Source organism: Citrobacter sp. S-77, from assembly GCF_963864895.1.
GTDB classification, from domain to species: domain Bacteria; phylum Pseudomonadota; class Gammaproteobacteria; order Enterobacterales; family Enterobacteriaceae; genus Citrobacter; species Citrobacter murliniae.
This window is the reverse complement of the sequence record NZ_CAWLWU010000002.1, coordinates 129,230-148,987: the sequence shown is the minus strand read 5'-3', so window position 1 is coordinate 148,987 and position 19,758 is coordinate 129,230. Positions and strand designations below refer to the sequence as shown.

Here is a 19,758-nt window from a genome sequence, read left to right as displayed (position 1 = left end):
GGATGGCGGCATCAATGCCCTGTCCGGCGTTATAAGGAGAATGCTGCCCATGAAACGCTCCGCAATAAACGAAATTCTCGGCCACACACGCCAGTTTTTTTCCCTGCACGATGTGCATCTCCCGCCTTTTGCCAGCTTTCCGCCAACCCAATGGCGCAAACTCGATGCCTCCGCATGGAGCGAAGTCTTTGACCTCAAACTCGGCTGGGATGTCACTGCATTCGGTGGCAACAACTTCGCCGCACTGGGATTAACGCTGTTCACCCTACGTAATGGCTCGCCGAAAGGCATGCCTTATGAGAAATGCTACGCCGAAAAAATCATGCATGTCCGTGATGCACAGGTCACCCCAATGCACTTTCACTGGCGCAAGCGCGAAGACATTATCAATCGCGGCGGCGGCAATTTGATTGTTGAACTGTGGAACGCCGATATTCGCGAGCAAACAGAAGCGAGCAACGTCAGCGTGGTCATTGACGGTTGTCGGCAAATCCACTCCGCTGGCAGCCAGTTACGCCTGACTCCAGGGGAAAGTATCTGCCTGACACCCGGTCTGTATCACAGCTTTTGGGCTGAGGAAGGTTTCGGCGACGTACTGGTTGGCGAAGTGTCTTCTGTTAATGACGACGACCATGACAATCACTTTCTGCTGCCGATCGCCCGTTATAACGACATTGAAGAAGATGAACCGGCGCAGCTGGTGCTGTGTAACGAGTATCGCCTGTTCCGTTAACCAAGGAGCGTATTATGCCGTTGATTTCTCTTGCCGATGGCCTCGCCCATGCTCGCGAGCACCGCTATGCCTTAGGGGCTTTTAACGTCCTCGATTCACACTTTCTGCGCGCGCTGTTTGCCGCAGCCAAACAGGAACGTTCACCGTTTATTATCAACATTGCCGAAGTCCACTTTAAATATGTCTCGCTGGATTCGCTGGTCGAAGCGGTGAAATTTGAAGCCGCACGGCATGATATCCCTGTGGTGCTTAACCTTGACCACGGTCTGCACTTTGAGTCAGTCGTCCGGGCACTGCGATTAGGATTCAGTTCAGTAATGTTCGATGGTTCAACGCTGGATTACGAAGAAAACATCCGTCAGACCCGCGAAGTGGTGAAGATGTGTCACGCCGTCGGCGTTTCGGTGGAAGCGGAACTGGGTGCGGTGGGCGGTGATGAAGGCGGTGCGCTGTACGGTCATGCCGACGAATCATTATTTACCGATCCCATGCTGGCACGCGATTTCGTCGACAGAACCGGTATTGACGCGCTGGCAGTTGCTATTGGCAATGCGCACGGCAAGTACAAAGGCGAGCCAAAACTCGACTTCCCGCGTCTGGACGCCATTCGCCAGCAGGCAGCGATCCCGTTGGTACTGCATGGGGGTTCAGGCATCAGTGATGATGACTTCCGCCGCGCGATCGAACTGGGGATTCATAAAATCAACTTTTATACCGGCATGTCACAGGCGGCACTGGCTGCAGTAGAGTCGCGCATGGCCAATCGTCAGCCGCTGTACGATGAATTTGCCGAGCTGTTATTAGGTATTGAAGAGGCCATCACCGATACCGTTTCCGAACAGATGCGCATCTTTGGCAGCGCGGGGCAGGTCTGATGGAACGCAGGGGCATTATCGCCGCGGGCAACATGCTGGTCGATCATGTACATCAGATCGTGCAATGGCCGGAGCGCGGCTGGCTGGCTGAAATAACCCGTAGCGAACGCGCAACGGGCGGTGCGCCGTTAAACGTGCTGCTCACGCTGGCGAAAATGCACACGGGTTTGCCGCTGCAGGCGGTGGGATTGATCGGCCAGGACAGCGACGGGGACTACATCATGGCGATGCTCGAGCAGTATCACGTTAATCGCCAGCACGTACAGCGCACCACCTCAGCCCCTACCTCGATGTCTCAGGTGATGACCGACCCAGGCGGCCAGCGTACTTTTTTCCACTCTCCCGGCGCAAACCGGCTACTGGATTTGCCCGCATTTGGCGCACTTGATACGTCGATGAAAATTTTCCATCTGGGTTATCTGCTGCTGCTCGACAGTCTGGACATGCCAGACGAAGAGTTCGGTACGCGCAGCGCACGATTGTTGACACAAATGCGTGAGAATGGATTTGAAACATCGCTGGATCTTGTGTCTCGCAAGGGTGATCCACGCTATCAACCACTGGTAATGCCCGCGCTGCGTCATCTGGATTATCTGGTCATCAACGAGCTGGAGGCCGGAGAATTCAGCGGTCTGGAGATCCGCCAGCCCAACGGTGAGTTACATATCCCCCATATCGCCAGCGCCGCGAGTGAACTCCTGGACGCAGGCGTGCGCCAGCGAGTGGTGATCCACTGCCCGGAAGGCGCCTGGGGAGAAACGCCGGATCAGGATGGCGTCTGGATACCGTCACAGTATCTGGCACAGGAGGAGATCGTGGGCAGCGTCGGCGCGGGGGATGCGTTTTGCGCGGGTTTTCTGTACGGCTGCCACGAACGCTGGTCGCTGACGGATAGCGTCAGACTGGCGCACGCCTGTGCACGGGCAAGCTTGCTGTGCGCCAACGCGATTGACGGTGCAAAAACGCTGGAAGAGTTAAAAGCCGGAATGGCTGACGCCTGATGGCGCGACGCTTATCAGGCCTACGGGAAACGTGTAGGCCTGGGTGATAAAATTACGCTGCTTTATCGTGATGCTGCACGTCAGCGGCGAACACATAACCCAGGCCGCGCAGAGTTTTGATCAACGTCGGCTGATGCGGATTGTTCTCTATTTTTCGCCGCAAACGCATAATTAATACATCGATAGTACGGTCAAAGACTTCGACGTTGTCGCTACGCGTTAGCTCCAGTAACTGTTCACGGCTCAGTACCCGACGGGCGTTTTGCGCCAGCGCCAGTAGCAGACTGTACTCGCCTTGCGTCAGATCCACTTTCAACTGTTGGGGGTTATGCAACTGGCAGCCTGCGGTATCAAGATGCCAGCCATTAAAGGAGAGCCCCGTCGTTTGCGGGTCAGTGCTTTCTGCACTGAGCACTCCGACACGCCTGAGCACCGCCTTCACCCGCGCCACCAGCACGCGGGCGTTGAACGGTTTGCCAATGTAGTCATCAGCGCCCATTTCCAGTCCCACAACCACATCCGACTCACTGCCCAGCCCGGTCAACATCACGACCGGCAACCCTGGCCTCATCTTTTGCACCTGTTGCAGCACCATCAACCCGTTGGTATCGGGCAGCATCATATCCAGCAATACCAGAGCAATATCCGGCTGGGTATCAATACAGCGCAACGCCTCCTGCCCGGTATGACAGGCCGTCACAGCAAAGACATGCTCACTCAGCACATCCTGTAACAATGCGCAGATCGCCACGTCATCATCCACAACCAGTATGGCTGGCTTCATTATTCTTCCCCATTTTATGCCAACTCAAATGAGTGTGAATGATTCTGCACAGAGTGACAGCGATAAGGCACAAGGACATGCGGGAAACATAACCTTGGTCACACTGCCAGGCCGTCACACATTTGGAATTCGTCACGTCAAATATGACGACAGCCTGTTTTTCGTCAGGGTTTTGTTCAAAATTCACCCGTAATATCAGTAAATGCCCCTAATAAAAACATGGCATAAAAGATGCATAACTAAAGCGACAAGCGCGTATGCGCGATTTGATTAACTGGAGCGAGACCGATGAAAAAAGTCGTCACGGTTTGCCCATATTGCGCATCAGGTTGCAAAATCAACCTGGTGGTCGATAACGGCAAAATCGTCCGGGCTGAGGCGGCGCAGGGGAAAACCAACCAGGGTACCCTGTGTCTGAAGGGCTACTATGGCTGGGATTTTATTAACGATACCCAGATCCTGACCCCTCGTCTGAAAACCCCAATGATCCGTCGCCAGCGTGGCGGCAAGCTGGAATCTGTATCCTGGGATGAAGCGCTTAATTACGTCGCCGATCGCCTGAGCGCCATCAAAGCGAAGTATGGCCCGGACGCCATTCAGACGACCGGTTCATCTCGCGGCACAGGTAACGAAACCAACTATGTAATGCAAAAATTCGCGCGCGCCGTTATTGGTACCAATAACGTTGACTGCTGCGCTCGCGTCTGACACGGCCCTTCGGTTGCAGGTCTGCACCAATCGGTCGGTAACGGCGCAATGAGTAATGCTATCAATGAAATTGATAACACAGATTTAGTGTTCATCTTCGGGTACAACCCGGCGGATTCCCACCCTATCGTGGCGAATCACGTGATTAACGCTAAACGTAACGGGGCGAAAATTATCGTCTGTGATCCGCGCAAAATTGAAACTGCGCGCATTGCCGACATGCACATCGCGTTGAAAAACGGCTCGAATATCGCGCTACTCAACGCCATGGGACATGTCATTATCGAAGAAAAACTGTATGACCAGGCGTTCGTGGCCTCGCGTACGGAAGGCTTCGAAGAGTACAGCAAGATTGTCGAAGGCTACACGCCGGAGTCCGTCGAAGATATTACTGGCGTTAGCGCTCAGGAAATTCGTCAGGCTGCGCGTATGTACGCATCGGCAAAAAGCGCGGCCATCCTCTGGGGCATGGGTGTTACCCAGTTCTATCAGGGTGTGGAAACCGTGCGTTCACTGACCAGCCTCGCCATGCTGACCGGTAACCTCGGTAAGCCAAGCGTGGGTGTTAACCCGGTCCGTGGCCAGAACAACGTTCAGGGCGCGTGCGACATGGGTGCACTGCCGGATACCTATCCGGGCTACCAGTATGTGAAAGATCCGGCTAACCGCGAGAAATTCGCCAAAGCCTGGGGCGTTGAAAGCCTGCCTGCACATACCGGCTATCGCATCAGCGAACTGCCGCACCGTGCGGCACATGGCGAAGTTCGCGCAGCGTACATTATGGGTGAAGATCCATTACAGACCGATGCTGAACTCTCCGCGGTGCGCAAAGGCTTTGAGGATCTGGAACTGGTCATTGTGCAGGATATCTTCATGACCAAAACAGCCGCTGCCGCAGACGTTATTTTACCGTCTACGTCATGGGGTGAGCATGAAGGCGTTTTCTCCGCAGCTGACCGTGGCTTCCAGCGCTTCTTTAAAGCCGTTGAGCCGAAGTGGGACCTGAAAACGGACTGGCAGATTATCAGTGAAATCGCTACCCGTATGGGCTATCCGATGCACTACAACAACACCCAGGAAATCTGGGATGAGTTGCGTCATCTGTGCCCTGATTTCTACGGTGCCACTTACGAGAAAATGGGCGAGCTGGGTTATATCCAGTGGCCGTGTCGCGACACCTCAGATGCCGACCAGGGTACGTCTTACCTCTTCAAAGAGAAGTTCGACACCCCGAACGGACTGGCGCAGTTCTTCACCTGCGACTGGGTAGCGCCAATCGATAAACTCACCGAAGAGTACCCAATGGTACTGTCTACGGTGCGTGAAGTTGGCCACTACTCTTGCCGCTCCATGACCGGCAACTGTGCAGCGCTGGCTGCACTGGCGGATGAGCCGGGCTATGCCCAGATCAACACCGCCGACGCTGAACGTCTGGGTATTCAGGATGAAGATCTGGTGTGGGTTAACTCTCGCAAGGGTAGAGTTATCACCCGCGCGGCAGTGAGTGACCGTCCGAACAAAGGTGCGATTTACATGACCTACCAGTGGTGGATTGGGGCATGTAATGAACTGGTAACCGAGAACTTAAGCCCGATTACCAAAACGCCGGAGTATAAGTACTGTGCCGTCAACGTTGAACGCATTGCCGATCAGCGTGCTGCCGAACAATACGTTATTGATGAGTACACCAAGCTGAAAGCCAGCCTGCGCGAAAGCGCAATGGGTTAAGCTTGTCTCTACGGCCTCCATTCGGAGGCCGTTTTTTTATGCAAATAATCTCTCTATACTGTTCATTCCCTACACTAAATCTAAAAATAAGATGAAACGACTTTTCGCCTTAATGGTGTTAATCACATACTTTGTCCATGCCGAAGAGCCTGGTAGCCAGTTTCTGCAGGCTGCCGAATCCGGAGACCGACGTGCGCAATACTTCCTCGCTGATACCTGGTTTAGTTCCGGCGATTTGAGCAAAGCCGAATACTGGGCGCAAAAAGCCGCCGACAACGGTGATGCAGATGCCTGGGCCTTACTGGCGCAAATTAAGATAACCAATCCGGTCAGTCTGGATTACCCGGAAGCCAAAACGCTGGCCGAAAAAGCCACTCAGGCTGGCAGTAAGGCCGGGGAAATCACGCTGGCGCGAATTCTGGTGAACACTCAGGCGGGGCGACCAGATTATCCCAAAGCCATTACGTTGCTACAAAATGCATCCGAGAATCTGGAAAGCGATTCAGCTGTTGATGCACAAATGCTGCTAGGGCTGATTTATGCCAACGGTGTGGGCATACCCGCAGATGATGAGAAAGCGACATGGTATTTCAAACGCAGTTCTGCCATTTCGCGTACCGGTTATTCCGAGTACTGGGCAGGGATGATGTTCTTAAACGGCGAGCAGGGCTTTATCGAGAAGAATAAACAGAAGGCTCTGCACTGGCTGAATCTGAGCTGTACGGAAGGATTTGATACCGGCTGCGAGGAGTTTGATAAGTTAACGAACGGCTAGTTTTGAGTTGCCGGATGAACGTAGTCGTTGTAGGCCTGATAAGCGTAGCGCCATCAGGCAACCCAGAGCAGGTTGCCGGATGGCGGCGTTGCCTTATCCGGCCCTACAAGGCGGTCTTCTCAAATTTCCCCAGCACCTCACGCTCATAGGCCAGCGCTTTTTTGCGGTCAAATTTGTGTTCCCATTTCGCAATAACCAGTACTGCCAGCGCGTTACCCACCACGTTCAGTGCGGTACGCGCCATATCAAGGATACGGTCGACACCGGCAATGAACGCCAGGCCTTCAAGTGGAATCCCCACGCTGCCAAGCGTAGCCAGCAGCACCACAAAAGATACGCCCGGCACGCCTGCGATCCCTTTCGACGTCACCATCAACGTCAGCACCAGCACGATTTCCTGCCACAATGACAGATCAATACCGTACAACTGAGCGATAAAGATAGCGGCGATACTCTGGTACAGCGTCGAACCATCAAGGTTGAATGAATAACCGGTCGGCACCACGAAGCTGGTGATCGACGCCGGAGCGCCATAGGCTTCCATCTTCTCAATAATACGCGGCAGCACGCTCTCGGAACTGGCGGTGGAATAGGCCAGAATCAACTCGTCTTTCAGAATACGAATCAGGATCCAGATGCTCAGCCCACACACGCGTGCCACGATACCCAGTACGACCAACGCGAAGAACAGGATGGCGAAATGCACCAGCAGTACCAGCTTCGCCAGCGGCCACAGGGATGCAAAACCGAAGTTTGCAACGGTAACGGCAATCAACGCAAAAACACCGACCGGCGCATAACGCATCACCATGTGCGTCACTTTAAACATGGTTTCAGAGATGGAGCGAAACACGGTAACCAGCGGTTCGCGGTGGGTTGCTGGCAGAGAAGACAACCCTAAGCCAAACAGCACCGAGAAGAAGATAATCGGCAGCATTTCGCCTTTTGCCATTGATGCAACAATGTTGGTCGGCACCAGTGACAAAATAGTGCCCATCAGGCCATGCGCGTGGCTCTGCACTTCTGCGGTTGTGCTTTGATATTTCGAAATATCCACGGTCGCCAGTTGCGACATATCAACGCCGGTACCGGGCTGGAATACGTTCGCCAGCGTGATACCGAGGATGATCGCAACGGTGGTGATCACTTCGAAATAGATAATGGTTTTTGCGCCAATACGACCCAGTTGTTTTGCATCACCGACCCCGGCGATACCTACAATCAGCGTTGAGATAACAATCGGAACTACGATCATTTTGATCAGGTGGATAAAGATATCGCCTGCCGGGGACAGCAGGTTTAACACCAGCCATTCTCGGCTGTCACTATGGTAATGCAGGTAACTCCCTAGCAAAATGCCCAGCACCATGGCGATCAAAATCTGCCAGGCCAGGCTGACTTTCAAATTTTTCATAACAACGGACTTCCTCGGTGGAGCGCTATTCCACATGCAGTGTGTGGTAATAGTACATACTGAAAGGGTATGAATTGTGTTGCGTTCGTTTATGGAGTTTTTTAACGCTTATTATCATTATCATTTGCGTGCTATCTCGCGCAACCCTCCAGGAACAGAGCCTTCAGCTGAATTTATGCATAAAAATGCAATTTTATCGGGATAACGATGAATAACTTTTTGTTATAAAAGAATTTTAATATGTTCAAAAATGAAGAAGTCATGGCGTGAGTTTTTTTTGCTCATTTGTTCGTTCGCCTGTTTTTTAAACAGCAAAAACGATGCAAATCACAAAAAAACAATTTTATTTCTGCCGATTCTGCAACAACTTCGCCATATTGATAGAGTCAATCAACTGCACACGATTCACCCTTGGTGAGTTTAAATCCAGTACTTTTTGCCACTGCGAAATAGCCTGATCGTAATCAGCCTGCATAAACGCATCGGAAGCCAGAAGCATCAACGCGGTGACTTCACTGGCGTCCAGCGCCAGGGCTTTATCTATCATTTCACGGGTTTTCGGTGTCATGTGCTGCCCGGCCTGATAGTACAACACCGTCGCCAGAGCCGAGTAGATTTCAGCGTTTTCGCCGCGTAAACGCAGCGCCTGTTCATAGGCCAGCAGCGCATTATGATACGCATTTTGCCAGAGATAATACTCACCAAGCAGCGCCCACTGCGCGCTGTCCTGCGGGTTAGCGCGGATTTTCTCCTGCAGGGATAGTAGCTGTTTTTCCTGCACATTTTCAGCAGAAAAGGCGTGTAAAGGGTCCGCCAGACGCGCCTGTTCCACGCGGATCGCCTGCCATTTTGGCATCAGAAAATAAGCCCCCACGCAGGCTGCTGCCACCAGCATGACCGAGACACTCAGCCACTTCAGCGGAAGCCGACGTGATGAGGTAACAAGCCGCGATGGTTCTGCCAGATCATGGCTCAGCTCCTGTTGTAACTGCTCCGCCTCGGGTTGTGCCAGTAGCCGCTGAGCCTGCTGCTGGCTGTGACGCAGTAATATTACACTGACCTGATGCAGACTCATTTACGTTCTCCGCGGTTGCGTTGGCTGACTCTCACCCGCCACAGGATAATCCCTCCCAGCAACAACAGGACGCACGGCAATGCCCACAGCAGCAGCGTTTGTCCAGTCAACGGGGGGTTATAGCGCACAAAATCGCCGTAGCGCTCAGTCATCCAGGTGGTGATTTCCTCCTCGCTTTTCCCCTCTTCCACCATGCTGTAAACCTGATGACGCATACTGACCGCCACTGGCGCATTGGATTCCAGTAAGTTTTGGTTCTGGCACTGGGGGCAGCGTAGTTGGCTGGCAATAAATAGCGCTTTTTCCTGCTGTTGCGGGTTTTCAAAGCGCCAGGTATCCACAATCTGAGCATGGCCGCTAAAGGGCAGAAAAATCAGCACTGCCAGCAGTAACATCGTTTTGCCGGATGATGGCGTCGACGCCTTATTCAGCTTGTCTGATTCATCACACACAGGAGCGATAAGCGCAGAATCATCAGGCAACAATCCAGGACGCTTCCTCCCTCGCCATCCGCTGAGCAGCGCACCGAGTACCATCAACAACCCGCCGCCCCATACCCAACGCACGCCGGTCTGAATGTAAAAGCGCATCGCATATCTCTCTTCCCCGGTTTTTTCGCCCATCACCGCATACCAGTCATGAAGCAGATCCCAGCGAATGCCCGGCTCCATCATCTGTTGACGCCGTGCCGCATAAAAACGTCGCTCTGGCACAACGCTGCCGATGTGCTGCCCATCTTCTGAGATAACGATTCGCGCTTTTTCGGTGGTGTAGTTCCCGTGTGCGGCAAGATCGAGGCGATCAAAACGAAACGTATAACCTGCCAGTTCAACCTGTTCCCCGGGGCTTAAATTAAGGCTTATCTCGTGCCGACTGCCGCTGGAGAAGATGATCCCCGCAGCGAATACCAGCACACCGGTGTGCGCCAGCAATGCCGGAAGCTGGCGGCGTAGTGCCTCCAGAGGCTGAAACCAGAGTCGCACCATTACCGCAGCGACCAGCCCACCAGCCATTGCGTCCAGCGTACCCAGCGACCAGCACAGCGCAGCCACCAACAAACCAATGGCAAATGGCCAGACCCGTCGGCGCAAGGAAATGCGTGCAGAGCGTTTCCAGAACCCGCCCGCCGACAGACCAAGCACCACCAGCATGAGCAGGCCGAACGGCAGCGTGGCACGATTAAAATAAGGTGCGCCAACGGAGAGTCGTCCCCAACCAAACAGGCCATAAATCATCGGATAGAGCGTACCGATCAGCACGATTAGCAGTACTGCGCAAAAGAGCAGCAACGCCGCCAGAATCGACATCTCGCGCGACCAGCCGCCAAAACGCGCAGCCTGGTGGACATCCCGCGCCCGCCAGGCATACAGACCAAGTGATGCCAGGCTTAGCACGGTAAACAGCGCGAACAGCGGCGCGGCGCGGACGTTATCCAGCGCGAAGGCGTGGACAGAAACCAGAATGCCGGAACGTACAATCAGCGTACCCAGCAGCGATAATATCAGCGTCACAATCGCCAGCAGCAGCGACCAGTGGCGGAAGATTCCCCGCTGGCAAGTGACATACAGGCTATGCAGCAACGCGCTGGCAGAAAGCCAGGGTAATAAAGAAGCGTTTTCAACCGGGTCCCAGAACCACCAACCGCCCCAACCCAGCTCGCAATACGCCCACCAGGAACCGAGGATGATACCCAACGTCAGAGCGCACCAGCCAGGCAGCGCCCAGCGCCAGCATACCCAGGCGGTCGCCGCGCTAAAGCTCCCGCGTAGCAGCGAAGCCAGCGCTACGCCAGCCGCCACCATCAGGCCACCGTAGCCAAGATAGAGCAGCGGCGGGTGGAAGATAAGTCCAGGGTGTTGCAGCATCGGATTAAGGTCGCGCCCTTCAATCGCTGGCGGGAAGATACGCACAAACGGATCAGACCACACCACCACAAACAGCAGGAGCAGAGCTGTCATGATTGACAGAACGCTGAGAGTCAGCGGAAACAGCGTGTCCGGTTCCCGCCGATAGCGCCAGGCGAACAGCGCACTCCAGCCGGAAAGAAACAGTACCCACAACAGGAGCGATCCTTCATGACCGCCCCATACCGCCGCAAGTTTTAACCCCCACGGCAGCAGGCTGTAACTATGCTGGGCAACGTAAACAACGGAGAAATCGCTGGTCAGAAAACAGAAAGCCAGAATGGCAAAAGCCAGCAGCAGCAGTGTAAATTGCGTCCATACGCCAACGCTTGCCAGACGCATCACGCCCTGCCAGCGCAGGCGAACACCCACCAGCGCGGCAAGCGGGGTCAACACGTTGACCCCGAGACTTAACAGCAGTGCCAGAAAACCGGCTTCAGGAAGGAATATTTCCAGAAATCACCCTACCTTATGCAACTGTAAGCTGGCCTGCGTACAGAATAAAAAAGCGCAGTAACAGCACTCCTGTCAGACTGGCGCCGCACACCGCCAGAACGCCGTGAAACGTCGAGCTACGATTAGCCCAGGGTTTCAGCAGCATCGGTAGTATCAGCCCAAGCCCGGCAACGCCAAGCCAGAACCACCAGGTCCAGAAACCACCACCCAGCGCTGCTGCCAGTGCACGCATTTTGCCGTCATCGCCTAATGCCAGCCCCACAAAGAACGCTGCCAGCAGGAAGATCTCCAGCCAGACAACCGGGGTTTCCATACGGTGAACAAAGTGCGCCTCAGTACTGTGCGGGTTGCTGCGATGGCGTAATGCCATGGCAATTAACGCAACCGCCGCCCCGGAGGAGATCCCGGAGAACAGGAACAGGACCGGCAGGATCGGGTTATTCAGGAACGGATAGGATTTCAGCGCCGACAGCAGGAACCCGGTATATGCCCCGAGCAGTACCGCCAGCACCAGCATCACTGTTTCCAGCAGACGATGGAACGGCGTTATCAGCGCCAGCAGTTTCTGCACGATACTCAGACGCGGGATGAAGCGCTGTTGCAGGGCAATAACATCTTTTTCGAAGATTTTTGCCAGCCACAACACCAGCACCACCATGTACAACTGAAACAGCATGACCCCCATCGACATCACCGAAGTGAAGCTGTAGTGGAACATCAGTTTCCAGAAGGTCCACGGTCGCGTCAGGTGGAATACCAGAATCAACAGACCAAGAATAATCGCTCCCGGCCCGAGTACCAGCGTGGTGCGCAGCAGCGTACTGTCGGCACCGCCCGCTTCCGGGTGCAGCCGTCGCAGCAATACCGACAACGTCACCAGTCCAGCGGATATGCCAATCAGAAACAGATAGATGGCAATGGGCCAATCCCACACCAGTGATTCAAAATGAAAAGCAGAAGCGGGTGTCATTGGCTCACCTCCCCATATTTAAAGGGAACGCGGTAGACCTTCGGTTTTGTGCCCAGCGCCAGCTTGTAACGGTAGGTGTTTTTCTGGTGCAACAAACGAGAGATGTCGCTGTTGGGATCGTCCAGATTACCGAACGTTAACGCTTTCGTCGGACACGACTCAACGCAGGCAGGCTGTTTGCCCGCTTTCAAGTTGGTTTTCCGACAGAAATCGCATTTATCCGCCGTCTTATTGACCGGGTGGATAAATCGCACACGGTAAGGACAAGCGGCAATGCAATACTGGCAGCCGACGCAAAGATCCGGGTTTACATCTACAATCCCGGTGGCGGCATCGCGATACGACGCCCCCGTCGGGCAGACGTCAACACAGGGAGCATGATCGCAGTGCTGGCAAGAGTGACGGAAGAAGCGGTACTTCACATCGGGAAACGTCCCCAGCGGCTCACTACGAATAATCGTCAGACGCGAGACGCCTTCTGGCACGTTGTTGACTTCCCGACAGGCATCCATACAGGCAGTGCAGCCGATGCATAATGACTCATCATGTATCATGCCGTAACGGACGCCGTTGATATTCAACGTCTTCGCCACAACGCGTCCCGCCGTCCCGCTCACAGCCACCAGCGCGCTGACGCCGGTGATAAACTGGCGACGAGAGCAACTCATGGATGCTCCTTAAGCAAGGGAATAGACGCCGGGTTAAAGTTTGGATTGTTACGCTGATCGCTGTGGCAATCGACGCAAATCTTAATCCGTCCTTTATCGCTTAGCGTCTGCATCGTGTCTTGCTTCGGATGCAATGAGTGACAGCTGGCACAGGCCACTTTAGTCACGTGGACATCATGCGGCCAGAACGCTTTTTGCAACTGCTCAGGCAGGTGGCAGGACATACAGACGCTGTTCTGTTGCTCCACGTTGTACATCGGCTCATTAAAGCGCATCACATCCTTCACCCCTTCACGGTGATTCGGGGATGGCTGGCCGTGACAGTTGGTGCAGGTAACCGGCAGTTTATTATTCGGGTTGATGACTTGTGCATGTTTACCATGCATGCCTTCAGTGTCTGGCTTATGACAATCCAGACAGGCGGCATCCGGGTTACGCTGTTGGGTTACCGTCCAGCGTTGCTCCGATTCCTGTGGCGTTGGCGTGGCGGTTATCCCGCACAGGCTCCAGAACAGGCCTGACGCCAGCACCCCAGCAGTTAATAACGAACGTAATACGCTCATATTCACTCCGTTGAGTTATCCGCCCCTTGCGAGGCGGAATGGGGTTATTGGCTTAACAGACCGTTTTTACGTGCCTGGTCTTCCCATTGCGGAATCACCGTTTTGATGAAGTCCTGCTTCTCAGCATTGATTTGCTGCATATTCAGACCAATCGCCTGCTGGGCTTTCTCCTTGGTGGAGATATCCGGCAGAGGGATTTCATGAGTGATGCCTTTGGTCGCCAGCAGACGTACCAGTTTGGTGCGTGCATCAGCGGCTTTATCCATCGCGCTACCCAACATACGCAGACCTTCTTCCGGCGCGTGCATGTGAATACCGTGTGAAGCAATCGACAGATCCCAGCGCCATTGTGCATGGCGAATATCTTCCAGAATCGGCTTCATTTCAGCTTCCGTCGCGCCCGCATCCCATGCAGCTTTTGCTTCAAAGTGCGCATGAACCAGTTGATCCTCAACTTTGATTTTCAGGTCATGAATCGCTTGTTTACGCTCAGCAACCACTTTTTGCAGTGAGGCTTTATCCTGGGTGTGGCAGTTAGCGCAGGTCTGAGGGAAGTTATCGAACGGGTTACCAATCTTATGGTCGGTATAGATCTTGCCTTCGGCGTTCTGTACTTTCGGCATGTGACAGTCAATACAGGTCACATTGTTCTTGCCATGAATGCCCACGCTCCAGGTTTCATATTCCGGGTGCTGCGCTTTCAGCATTGGCGTTTTAGACAGAGAGTTGGTCCAGTCGGAGAACGCGATGGCGTCGTAGTATTTCTCCATGTTCTCAACTTTCATGCCCTCATCCCACGGGAACTTAACGGCTTTGTTTTTACCGTCAAAGTAGTACTCCACATGGCACTGACCGCAAACCATTGACTGCTGGTCAAAGCGACCGGCTTTATCAAACGGTTTGCCAATCGTTTCCATGGCGCGTTCCGCGTAAGGGCGAGACAGCGTCAATTCAGGCTTCCCTTTGGCGAAATCTGGCGATGCGGTGTTATGGCAATCGCCGCAGCCTAAGTTGTTAACAATTTCAGGGCCGCCACGCGCCCATTTGCCGTGAAAGTAACCGTCTTCCCCGTCTTTCTGGATCAGACGTGCCACATCCGGGCTTTTACAGCTCCAGCAGGCCATCGGCAGCGGACCATCTTCTGCCGTTTTTGGCGCGCCGGTACGTAAGGTTTCACGCACATCGGTAACCGCGTACGCGTGCCCACGCGGTTTGTTGTAATCGCGGGAGAAAGGATATCCCGCCCACAGGATCACCAGTCGAGGATCTTCTGCCAGCGCATCTTCACGAGCTGACTGCTCCGACGTGGCTTTCCAGGAGAGATATTGATCGGGATGCTGAGGGGCGAAGGTTTCATTCTTCGCTTCAACGGTGACGGTCTTTGCGGGTACAGGGGTTTGTTCAGCGTTAACAACAGATATAAATAAAAACGGTAATATCAGGCTGAAGAAACGGCGTACGCGTGATTTTGTCCTTGCCATAGGGGTCTCATCCAGATGACGCCATTACTTTCAATGGCGGTTCTTTTATTGTTTTCCATAACAGCAACCACACGAATACTGTCATGACATTGCTCCACCCTATTTGTAACAAGAAACCCCACAAGAAATGTTGTTTTTAATCAATTGTAAGTGTATGTAAAATACCACTTTAGAGTTATTCACCCCCTTCTGAGCCTCACTCTTTTGTCTATTTTCGATACGGATCACCTTTTCAACAATTTATTGATAACTGCATGTTATTACGAGATTTAATCAATTTTTGCTAGTTCCCTTCAAAAATCAGTTTGCCGCTAATTTGCACAATTCCTTTATTGCGTGATCTGCCGCGCAAATACTAAACAAAAACGCCAAAGCCCCTACATTTAACGTTTGTGCGACATATTATTAACATCCTACAAGGAGAACAAAAGCCATGAGCCAAATACACAAACACGCTATTCCCGCAAATATTGCGGACCGTTGCCTGATAAACCCGGAGCAGTACGAAGCGAAATACCAGCAGTCCATTACCGATCCCGACACATTTTGGGGCGAGCAGGGAAAAATTCTTGATTGGATCAAACCGTACAGCAAGGTTAAGAACACCTCTTTTGCACCTGGCAACGTATCCATAAAATGGTACGAAGACGGCACGCTGAATCTGGCGGCGAACTGCCTTGACCGTCATCTGCTGGAAAATGGCGATCGCACCGCCATTATTTGGGAAGGCGATGATGCTACCCAAAGCAAACATATTACTTATCGCGAACTGCATCGCGATGTCTGCCGTTTTGCCAATACCCTTCTGGATTTGGGGATTAAAAAAGGCGACGTCGTGGCTATTTATATGCCAATGGTTCCGGAAGCTGCTGTTGCCATGCTGGCCTGCGCCCGCATTGGCGCTGTGCATTCGGTTATCTTCGGCGGTTTCTCACCGGAAGCCGTTGCCGGACGTATCATTGACTCAAATTCACGCCTGGTGATCACCGCTGATGAAGGTGTGCGCGCCGGACGCGGCATCCCACTGAAAAAGAATGTGGATGATGCGCTAAAAAACCCGAACGTGAAAACCGTTGAACATGTAGTGGTCCTCAAACGTACCGGTGGGAAGACAGACTGGCAGGAAGGTCGTGACCTGTGGTGGTCCGATCTTATTGAAAAAGCAAGTCCTGAGCATCAGCCGGCAGAAGTGAACGCGGAAGATCCGCTGTTTATCCTGTATACCTCCGGCTCCACCGGTAAACCGAAAGGCGTGCTACACACCACTGGCGGTTATCTGGTTTACGCGGCGACGACCTTTAAGTATGTCTTTGATTATCATCAGGGGGATATCTACTGGTGTACCGCTGATGTGGGCTGGGTTACCGGACACAGCTATCTGCTGTACGGCCCGCTGGCCTGCGGTGCAACGACACTGATGTTTGAAGGCGTCCCCAACTGGCCAACGCCTGCACGTATGTCGCAGGTTGTGGACAAGCACCAAGTGAATATTCTCTATACCGCACCAACCGCAATTCGCGCCCTGATGGCAGAAGGTGATAAAGCGATTGAAGGTACTGACCGTTCATCGCTGCGTATTCTGGGATCGGTGGGCGAACCTATCAACCCGGAAGCGTGGGAGTGGTACTGGAAGAAGATTGGTAACGAAAAATGCCCGGTCGTCGATACCTGGTGGCAGACCGAAACCGGTGGCTTCATGATCACCCCACTGCCGGGTGCAACCGAGCTAAAAGCCGGATCCGCGACGCGCCCGTTCTTTGGTGTGCAACCCGCCATCGTTGATAACGAGGGTAATCCGCTGGAAGGTGCTACCGAAGGCAATCTGGTTATTACCGACTCCTGGCCGGGTCAGGCGAGAACCCTGTTTGGCGATCACGAGCGCTTCGAGCAGACCTACTTCTCTACCTTCAAGAATATGTACTTCAGCGGCGACGGCGCGCGTCGTGATGAAGATGGGTATTACTGGATCACCGGACGCGTTGATGACGTGCTGAACGTCTCCGGTCACCGTCTGGGTACGGCGGAAATCGAGTCGGCGCTGGTGTCGCATCCGAAAATCGCCGAAGCCGCGGTAGTCGGTATTCCACATAACATCAAAGGCCAGGCGATCTACGCTTACGTCACACTCAACCACGGCGAAGAGCCGTCACCTGAGTTGTACGCTGAAGTTCGCAACTGGGTGCGTAAAGAAATTGGCCCGCTGGCAACGCCAGATGTGCTGCACTGGACTGACTCACTACCGAAAACCCGCTCCGGCAAAATCATGCGCCGTATTCTGCGCAAAATTGCGGCGGGCGATACCAGCAATCTGGGCGATACCTCGACCCTCGCCGATCCAGGTGTGGTAGAGAAACTGCTCGAAGAGAAGCAGGCTATCGCGATGCCATCCTAACAAAGTCCTGAAAATGCCGGATGGCGACGCCAAAGCGTCTTATCCGGCCTACAAATCTGACCCTACCCTCTCTTCACCGGGAGGGAAATATAAAAACCTCCCCCAAAGGATTTCGCGTTACAGGAAGGCGACAAACGAGCACATCCCCAAGAACAGAGTTCACTATGTCACTGGGGTGGGTGAGTGCGGCCAACAAGCCTGTAACGCGAAAGACGCAGGGGGACCTCTGGAGAGCTCTGTGATGAATGACAATATTTATCAGCGGATAGAAGACAGTGCGCGTTTCAGGGAATTAGTTGAAAAAAGGCAACGGTTTGCCGCTGTTCTGTCCATCATCATGCTGGTGGTTTATATCAGCTTTATTTTACTGATTGCCTTTGCGCCTGGCTGGCTGGGAACGCCGCTGCATGCGGGAACCAGCGTTACCCGGGGTATTCCGATTGGGGTGGGCGTGATCCTTATCTCCTTCATTCTGACCGGGATCTATATCTGGCGGGCAAACGGTGAATTCGATCGTCTTAACAATGCGGTTCTGCACGAGGTTAAAGCATCATGAAGAGAGTCCTGACGGCGCTTGCCGCCACGCTGCCCTTCGCCGCAAATGCGGCGGATGCTATTAGCGGTGCAGTCCAACGCCAGCCAACCAACTGGCAGGCGATTGTTATGTTCCTGATCTTCGTCGTCTTTACGCTCGGTATTACCTACTGGGCCTCTAAACGCGTACGGTCGCGTAACGACTATTACACCGCTGGCGGCAATATCACCGGCTTCCAGAACGGGCTGGCGATTGCTGGCGACTATATGTCAGCAGCCTCGTTTCTCGGGATTTCCGCGCTGGTCTTTACCTCTGGCTATGACGGTCTGATTTACTCGCTGGGCTTCCTGGTCGGCTGGCCAATCATTCTGTTCCTGATTGCTGAACGTCTGCGTAACCTTGGTCGTTACACCTTTGCTGACGTCGCCTCTTATCGCCTGAAACAAGGGCCAATTCGTATTCTGTCTGCCTGCGGTTCACTGGTGGTGGTGGCGCTGTACCTGATTGCCCAGATGGTAGGCGCCGGTAAACTTATCCAGTTGCTGTTCGGTCTGAACTATCACATTGCCGTGGTGCTGGTTGGCGTACTGATGATGATGTACGTGTTGTTCGGCGGCATGCTGGCAACTACGTGGGTGCAAATCATCAAAGCCGTACTGCTGTTGTTCGGTGCCAGCTTTATGGCATTCATGGTGATGAAACACGTCGGCTTCAGCTTCAACAACCTGTTCACCGAAGCCATGGCGGTACACCCGAAAGGGTCGGCCATTATGAGTCCTGGCGGGCTGGTAAAAGATCCGATCTCCGCGTTGTCGTTGGGACTCGGGTTAATGTTCGGTACTGCAGGATTGCCACATATTCTGATGCGCTTCTTCACGGTCAGCGATGCCCGCGAAGCGCGTAAGAGCGTGTTCTATGCCACCGGTTTTATGGGTTATTTCTACATTCTGACCTTTATCATCGGCTTTGGCGCCATCATGCTGGTCGGTGCTAATCCGGTGTACAAAGACGCGGCTGGCGCGCTGATTGGCGGTAATAACATGGCGGCGGTGCACCTGGCGAATGCGGTAGGCGGCAACCTGTTCCTCGGCTTTATCTCAGCCGTGGCATTTGCCACCATTCTGGCGGTGGTTGCCGGTCTGACGCTGGCAGGCGCATCAGCAGTTTCTCACGACCTGTATGCTAACGTGTTCCGCAAAGGCGCAACCGAGCGTGACGAACTGCGTGTTTCAAAAATTACTGTGCTGGTACTGGGCGTGATCGCTATCGTGCTCGGCGTATTGTTTGAAAATCAGAACATCGCCTTCATGGTGGGTCTGGCCTTCGCTATCGCTGCCAGCTGTAACTTCCCAATCATTCTGCTTTCTATGTACTGGTCAAAACTGACCACGCGTGGCGCTATGTTGGGTGGCTGGTTAGGTCTGTTGACGGCGGTAGTGCTGATGATTCTTGGCCCGACTATTTGGGTGCAAATTCTCGGCCACGAAAAAGCTATTTTCCCGTATGAATACCCGGCGCTGTTCTCTATCAGCGTTGCGTTCCTCGGGATTTGGTTCTTCTCCGCTACGGATAACTCAGCAGAAGGTAACCGTGAGCGGGAGCAGTTCCGTGCTCAGTTCATCCGTTCCCAGACCGGGTACGGTGTAGAGCAGGGTCGCGCGCACTAACTAATAGTCTCTCTCCTCCTCCGGCCTGC

Annotated in this window: 16 protein-coding genes; 8 read left to right on the top strand and 8 right to left on the bottom strand. The window is 53.6% G+C overall.

What is annotated here, in order from left to right:
- Positions 1-49: 49 nt before the first annotated feature.
- Genes AACS05_RS01405 through AACS05_RS01395 form a run of 3 tightly spaced genes read left to right on the top strand, consistent with a single transcriptional unit; the run spans position 50 to position 2,609 of the window.
- On the top strand, positions 50-733 hold the full coding sequence (locus tag AACS05_RS01405; RefSeq protein ID WP_045438687.1) for a D-lyxose/D-mannose isomerase: 684 nt from the start codon (positions 50-52) through the stop codon (positions 731-733).
- Between the two features lie 14 nt (positions 734-747).
- The gene (locus AACS05_RS01400; RefSeq protein ID WP_045438681.1) at positions 748-1,608 is read left to right on the top strand and encodes a ketose 1,6-bisphosphate aldolase; all 861 of its coding nucleotides are present in this window, start codon (positions 748-750) and stop codon (positions 1,606-1,608) included.
- The gene (locus tag AACS05_RS01395) at positions 1,605-2,609 is read left to right on the top strand and encodes a carbohydrate kinase family protein (RefSeq protein WP_144243042.1); all 1,005 of its coding nucleotides are present in this window, start codon (positions 1,605-1,607) and stop codon (positions 2,607-2,609) included. Before AACS05_RS01400 ends, AACS05_RS01395 begins: the two co-directional genes overlap by 4 nt.
- Before the next feature lie 52 nt (positions 2,610-2,661).
- On the opposite strand, the gene AACS05_RS01390 is transcribed toward AACS05_RS01395, so the two are convergent.
- Positions 2,662-3,393, bottom strand: coding sequence for a response regulator (locus tag AACS05_RS01390; RefSeq protein WP_045438674.1), 732 nt, complete (start codon positions 3,391-3,393; stop codon positions 2,662-2,664).
- A gap of 288 nt (positions 3,394-3,681) precedes the next feature.
- Between AACS05_RS01390 and fdhF the strand changes: the two genes are divergently transcribed.
- Together fdhF and yjcO are read left to right on the top strand one after the other, a co-directional pair.
- Positions 3,682-5,829, top strand: coding sequence for a formate dehydrogenase subunit alpha (fdhF, locus tag AACS05_RS01385; RefSeq protein ID WP_081918179.1), 2,148 nt, complete (start codon positions 3,682-3,684; stop codon positions 5,827-5,829).
- Between the two features lie 91 nt (positions 5,830-5,920).
- Positions 5,921-6,604: a Sel1 family TPR-like repeat protein YjcO gene (gene yjcO / locus AACS05_RS01380; protein WP_045438666.1), complete on the top strand. Its 684-nt coding sequence runs from the start codon at positions 5,921-5,923 to the stop codon at positions 6,602-6,604.
- A 103-nt stretch (positions 6,605-6,707) separates the two neighbouring features.
- Here the strand turns inward: yjcO and gltP are convergent, their stop codons facing one another.
- The 7 genes from gltP to nrfA all read right to left on the bottom strand — a co-directional run bounded on the left by gltP (position 6,708) and on the right by nrfA (position 15,135).
- Positions 6,708-8,018 carry a glutamate/aspartate:proton symporter GltP gene (gene gltP, locus AACS05_RS01375; RefSeq protein ID WP_045438658.1) on the bottom strand — a complete coding sequence of 437 codons (1,311 nt, stop codon included), beginning with the start codon at positions 8,016-8,018 and terminating at the stop codon, positions 6,708-6,710.
- Positions 8,019-8,361: 343 nt separating this feature from the next.
- Positions 8,362-8,913: a heme lyase NrfEFG subunit NrfG gene (gene nrfG, locus AACS05_RS01370; RefSeq protein ID WP_231593098.1), complete on the bottom strand. Its 552-nt coding sequence runs from the start codon at positions 8,911-8,913 to the stop codon at positions 8,362-8,364.
- A gap of 176 nt (positions 8,914-9,089) precedes the next feature.
- On the bottom strand, positions 9,090-11,453 hold the full coding sequence (gene nrfF / locus AACS05_RS01365) for a heme lyase NrfEFG subunit NrfF (protein WP_071828877.1): 2,364 nt from the start codon (positions 11,451-11,453) through the stop codon (positions 9,090-9,092).
- 13 nt (positions 11,454-11,466) lie between these two features.
- The gene (gene nrfD, locus AACS05_RS01360; protein WP_045438653.1) at positions 11,467-12,423 is read right to left on the bottom strand and encodes a cytochrome c nitrite reductase subunit NrfD; all 957 of its coding nucleotides are present in this window, start codon (positions 12,421-12,423) and stop codon (positions 11,467-11,469) included.
- Positions 12,420-13,091 carry a cytochrome c nitrite reductase Fe-S protein gene (gene nrfC / locus AACS05_RS01355; protein ID WP_045438650.1) on the bottom strand — a complete coding sequence of 224 codons (672 nt, stop codon included), beginning with the start codon at positions 13,089-13,091 and terminating at the stop codon, positions 12,420-12,422. The genes nrfD and nrfC overlap by 4 nt, the downstream gene beginning before the upstream one ends.
- A complete protein-coding gene (gene nrfB, locus AACS05_RS01350; protein WP_045438645.1) occupies positions 13,088-13,654 on the bottom strand; it encodes a cytochrome c nitrite reductase pentaheme subunit in 567 nt (188 codons plus the stop codon). The genes nrfC and nrfB overlap by 4 nt, the downstream gene beginning before the upstream one ends.
- 44 nt (positions 13,655-13,698) lie before the next feature.
- Complete coding sequence (nrfA, locus tag AACS05_RS01345) at positions 13,699-15,135, bottom strand: ammonia-forming nitrite reductase cytochrome c552 subunit (protein WP_045438632.1); 1,437 nt, start codon at positions 15,133-15,135, stop codon at positions 13,699-13,701.
- Positions 15,136-15,568: 433 nt separating this feature from the next.
- Here nrfA and acs point away from each other — a divergent pair, with 433 nt between their 5' ends.
- The 3 genes from acs to actP all read left to right on the top strand — a co-directional run bounded on the left by acs (position 15,569) and on the right by actP (position 19,729).
- Complete coding sequence (gene acs / locus AACS05_RS01340) at positions 15,569-17,527, top strand: acetate--CoA ligase (RefSeq protein ID WP_045438629.1); 1,959 nt, start codon at positions 15,569-15,571, stop codon at positions 17,525-17,527.
- A 241-nt stretch (positions 17,528-17,768) separates the two neighbouring features.
- Complete coding sequence (locus AACS05_RS01335; protein ID WP_045438627.1) at positions 17,769-18,083, top strand: DUF485 domain-containing protein; 315 nt, start codon at positions 17,769-17,771, stop codon at positions 18,081-18,083.
- The gene (actP, locus tag AACS05_RS01330) at positions 18,080-19,729 is read left to right on the top strand and encodes a cation/acetate symporter ActP (protein WP_045438625.1); all 1,650 of its coding nucleotides are present in this window, start codon (positions 18,080-18,082) and stop codon (positions 19,727-19,729) included. Before AACS05_RS01335 ends, actP begins: the two co-directional genes overlap by 4 nt.
- Positions 19,730-19,758: the final 29 nt, after the last annotated feature.

Coding starts and splice junctions, on each gene's coding strand:
- AACS05_RS01405 (WP_045438687.1), top strand. CDS start 50: ATGAAACGCTCCGCAATAAACGAAATTCTCGGCCACACACGCCAGTTT.
- nrfD (WP_045438653.1), bottom strand. CDS start 12,423: ATGACACCCGCTTCTGCTTTTCATTTTGAATCACTGGTGTGGGATTGG.
- gltP (WP_045438658.1), bottom strand. CDS start 8,018: ATGAAAAATTTGAAAGTCAGCCTGGCCTGGCAGATTTTGATCGCCATG.
- nrfA (WP_045438632.1), bottom strand. CDS start 15,135: ATGGCAAGGACAAAATCACGCGTACGCCGTTTCTTCAGCCTGATATTA.
- actP (WP_045438625.1), top strand. CDS start 18,080: ATGAAGAGAGTCCTGACGGCGCTTGCCGCCACGCTGCCCTTCGCCGCA.
- AACS05_RS01390 (WP_045438674.1), bottom strand. CDS start 3,393: ATGAAGCCAGCCATACTGGTTGTGGATGATGACGTGGCGATCTGCGCA.
- nrfG (WP_231593098.1), bottom strand. CDS start 8,913: ATGCTGGTGGCAGCAGCCTGCGTGGGGGCTTATTTTCTGATGCCAAAA.
- AACS05_RS01400 (WP_045438681.1), top strand. CDS start 748: ATGCCGTTGATTTCTCTTGCCGATGGCCTCGCCCATGCTCGCGAGCAC.
- nrfC (WP_045438650.1), bottom strand. CDS start 13,091: ATGAGTTGCTCTCGTCGCCAGTTTATCACCGGCGTCAGCGCGCTGGTG.
- AACS05_RS01335 (WP_045438627.1), top strand. CDS start 17,769: ATGAATGACAATATTTATCAGCGGATAGAAGACAGTGCGCGTTTCAGG.
- acs (WP_045438629.1), top strand. CDS start 15,569: ATGAGCCAAATACACAAACACGCTATTCCCGCAAATATTGCGGACCGT.
- nrfB (WP_045438645.1), bottom strand. CDS start 13,654: ATGAGCGTATTACGTTCGTTATTAACTGCTGGGGTGCTGGCGTCAGGC.
- yjcO (WP_045438666.1), top strand. CDS start 5,921: ATGAAACGACTTTTCGCCTTAATGGTGTTAATCACATACTTTGTCCAT.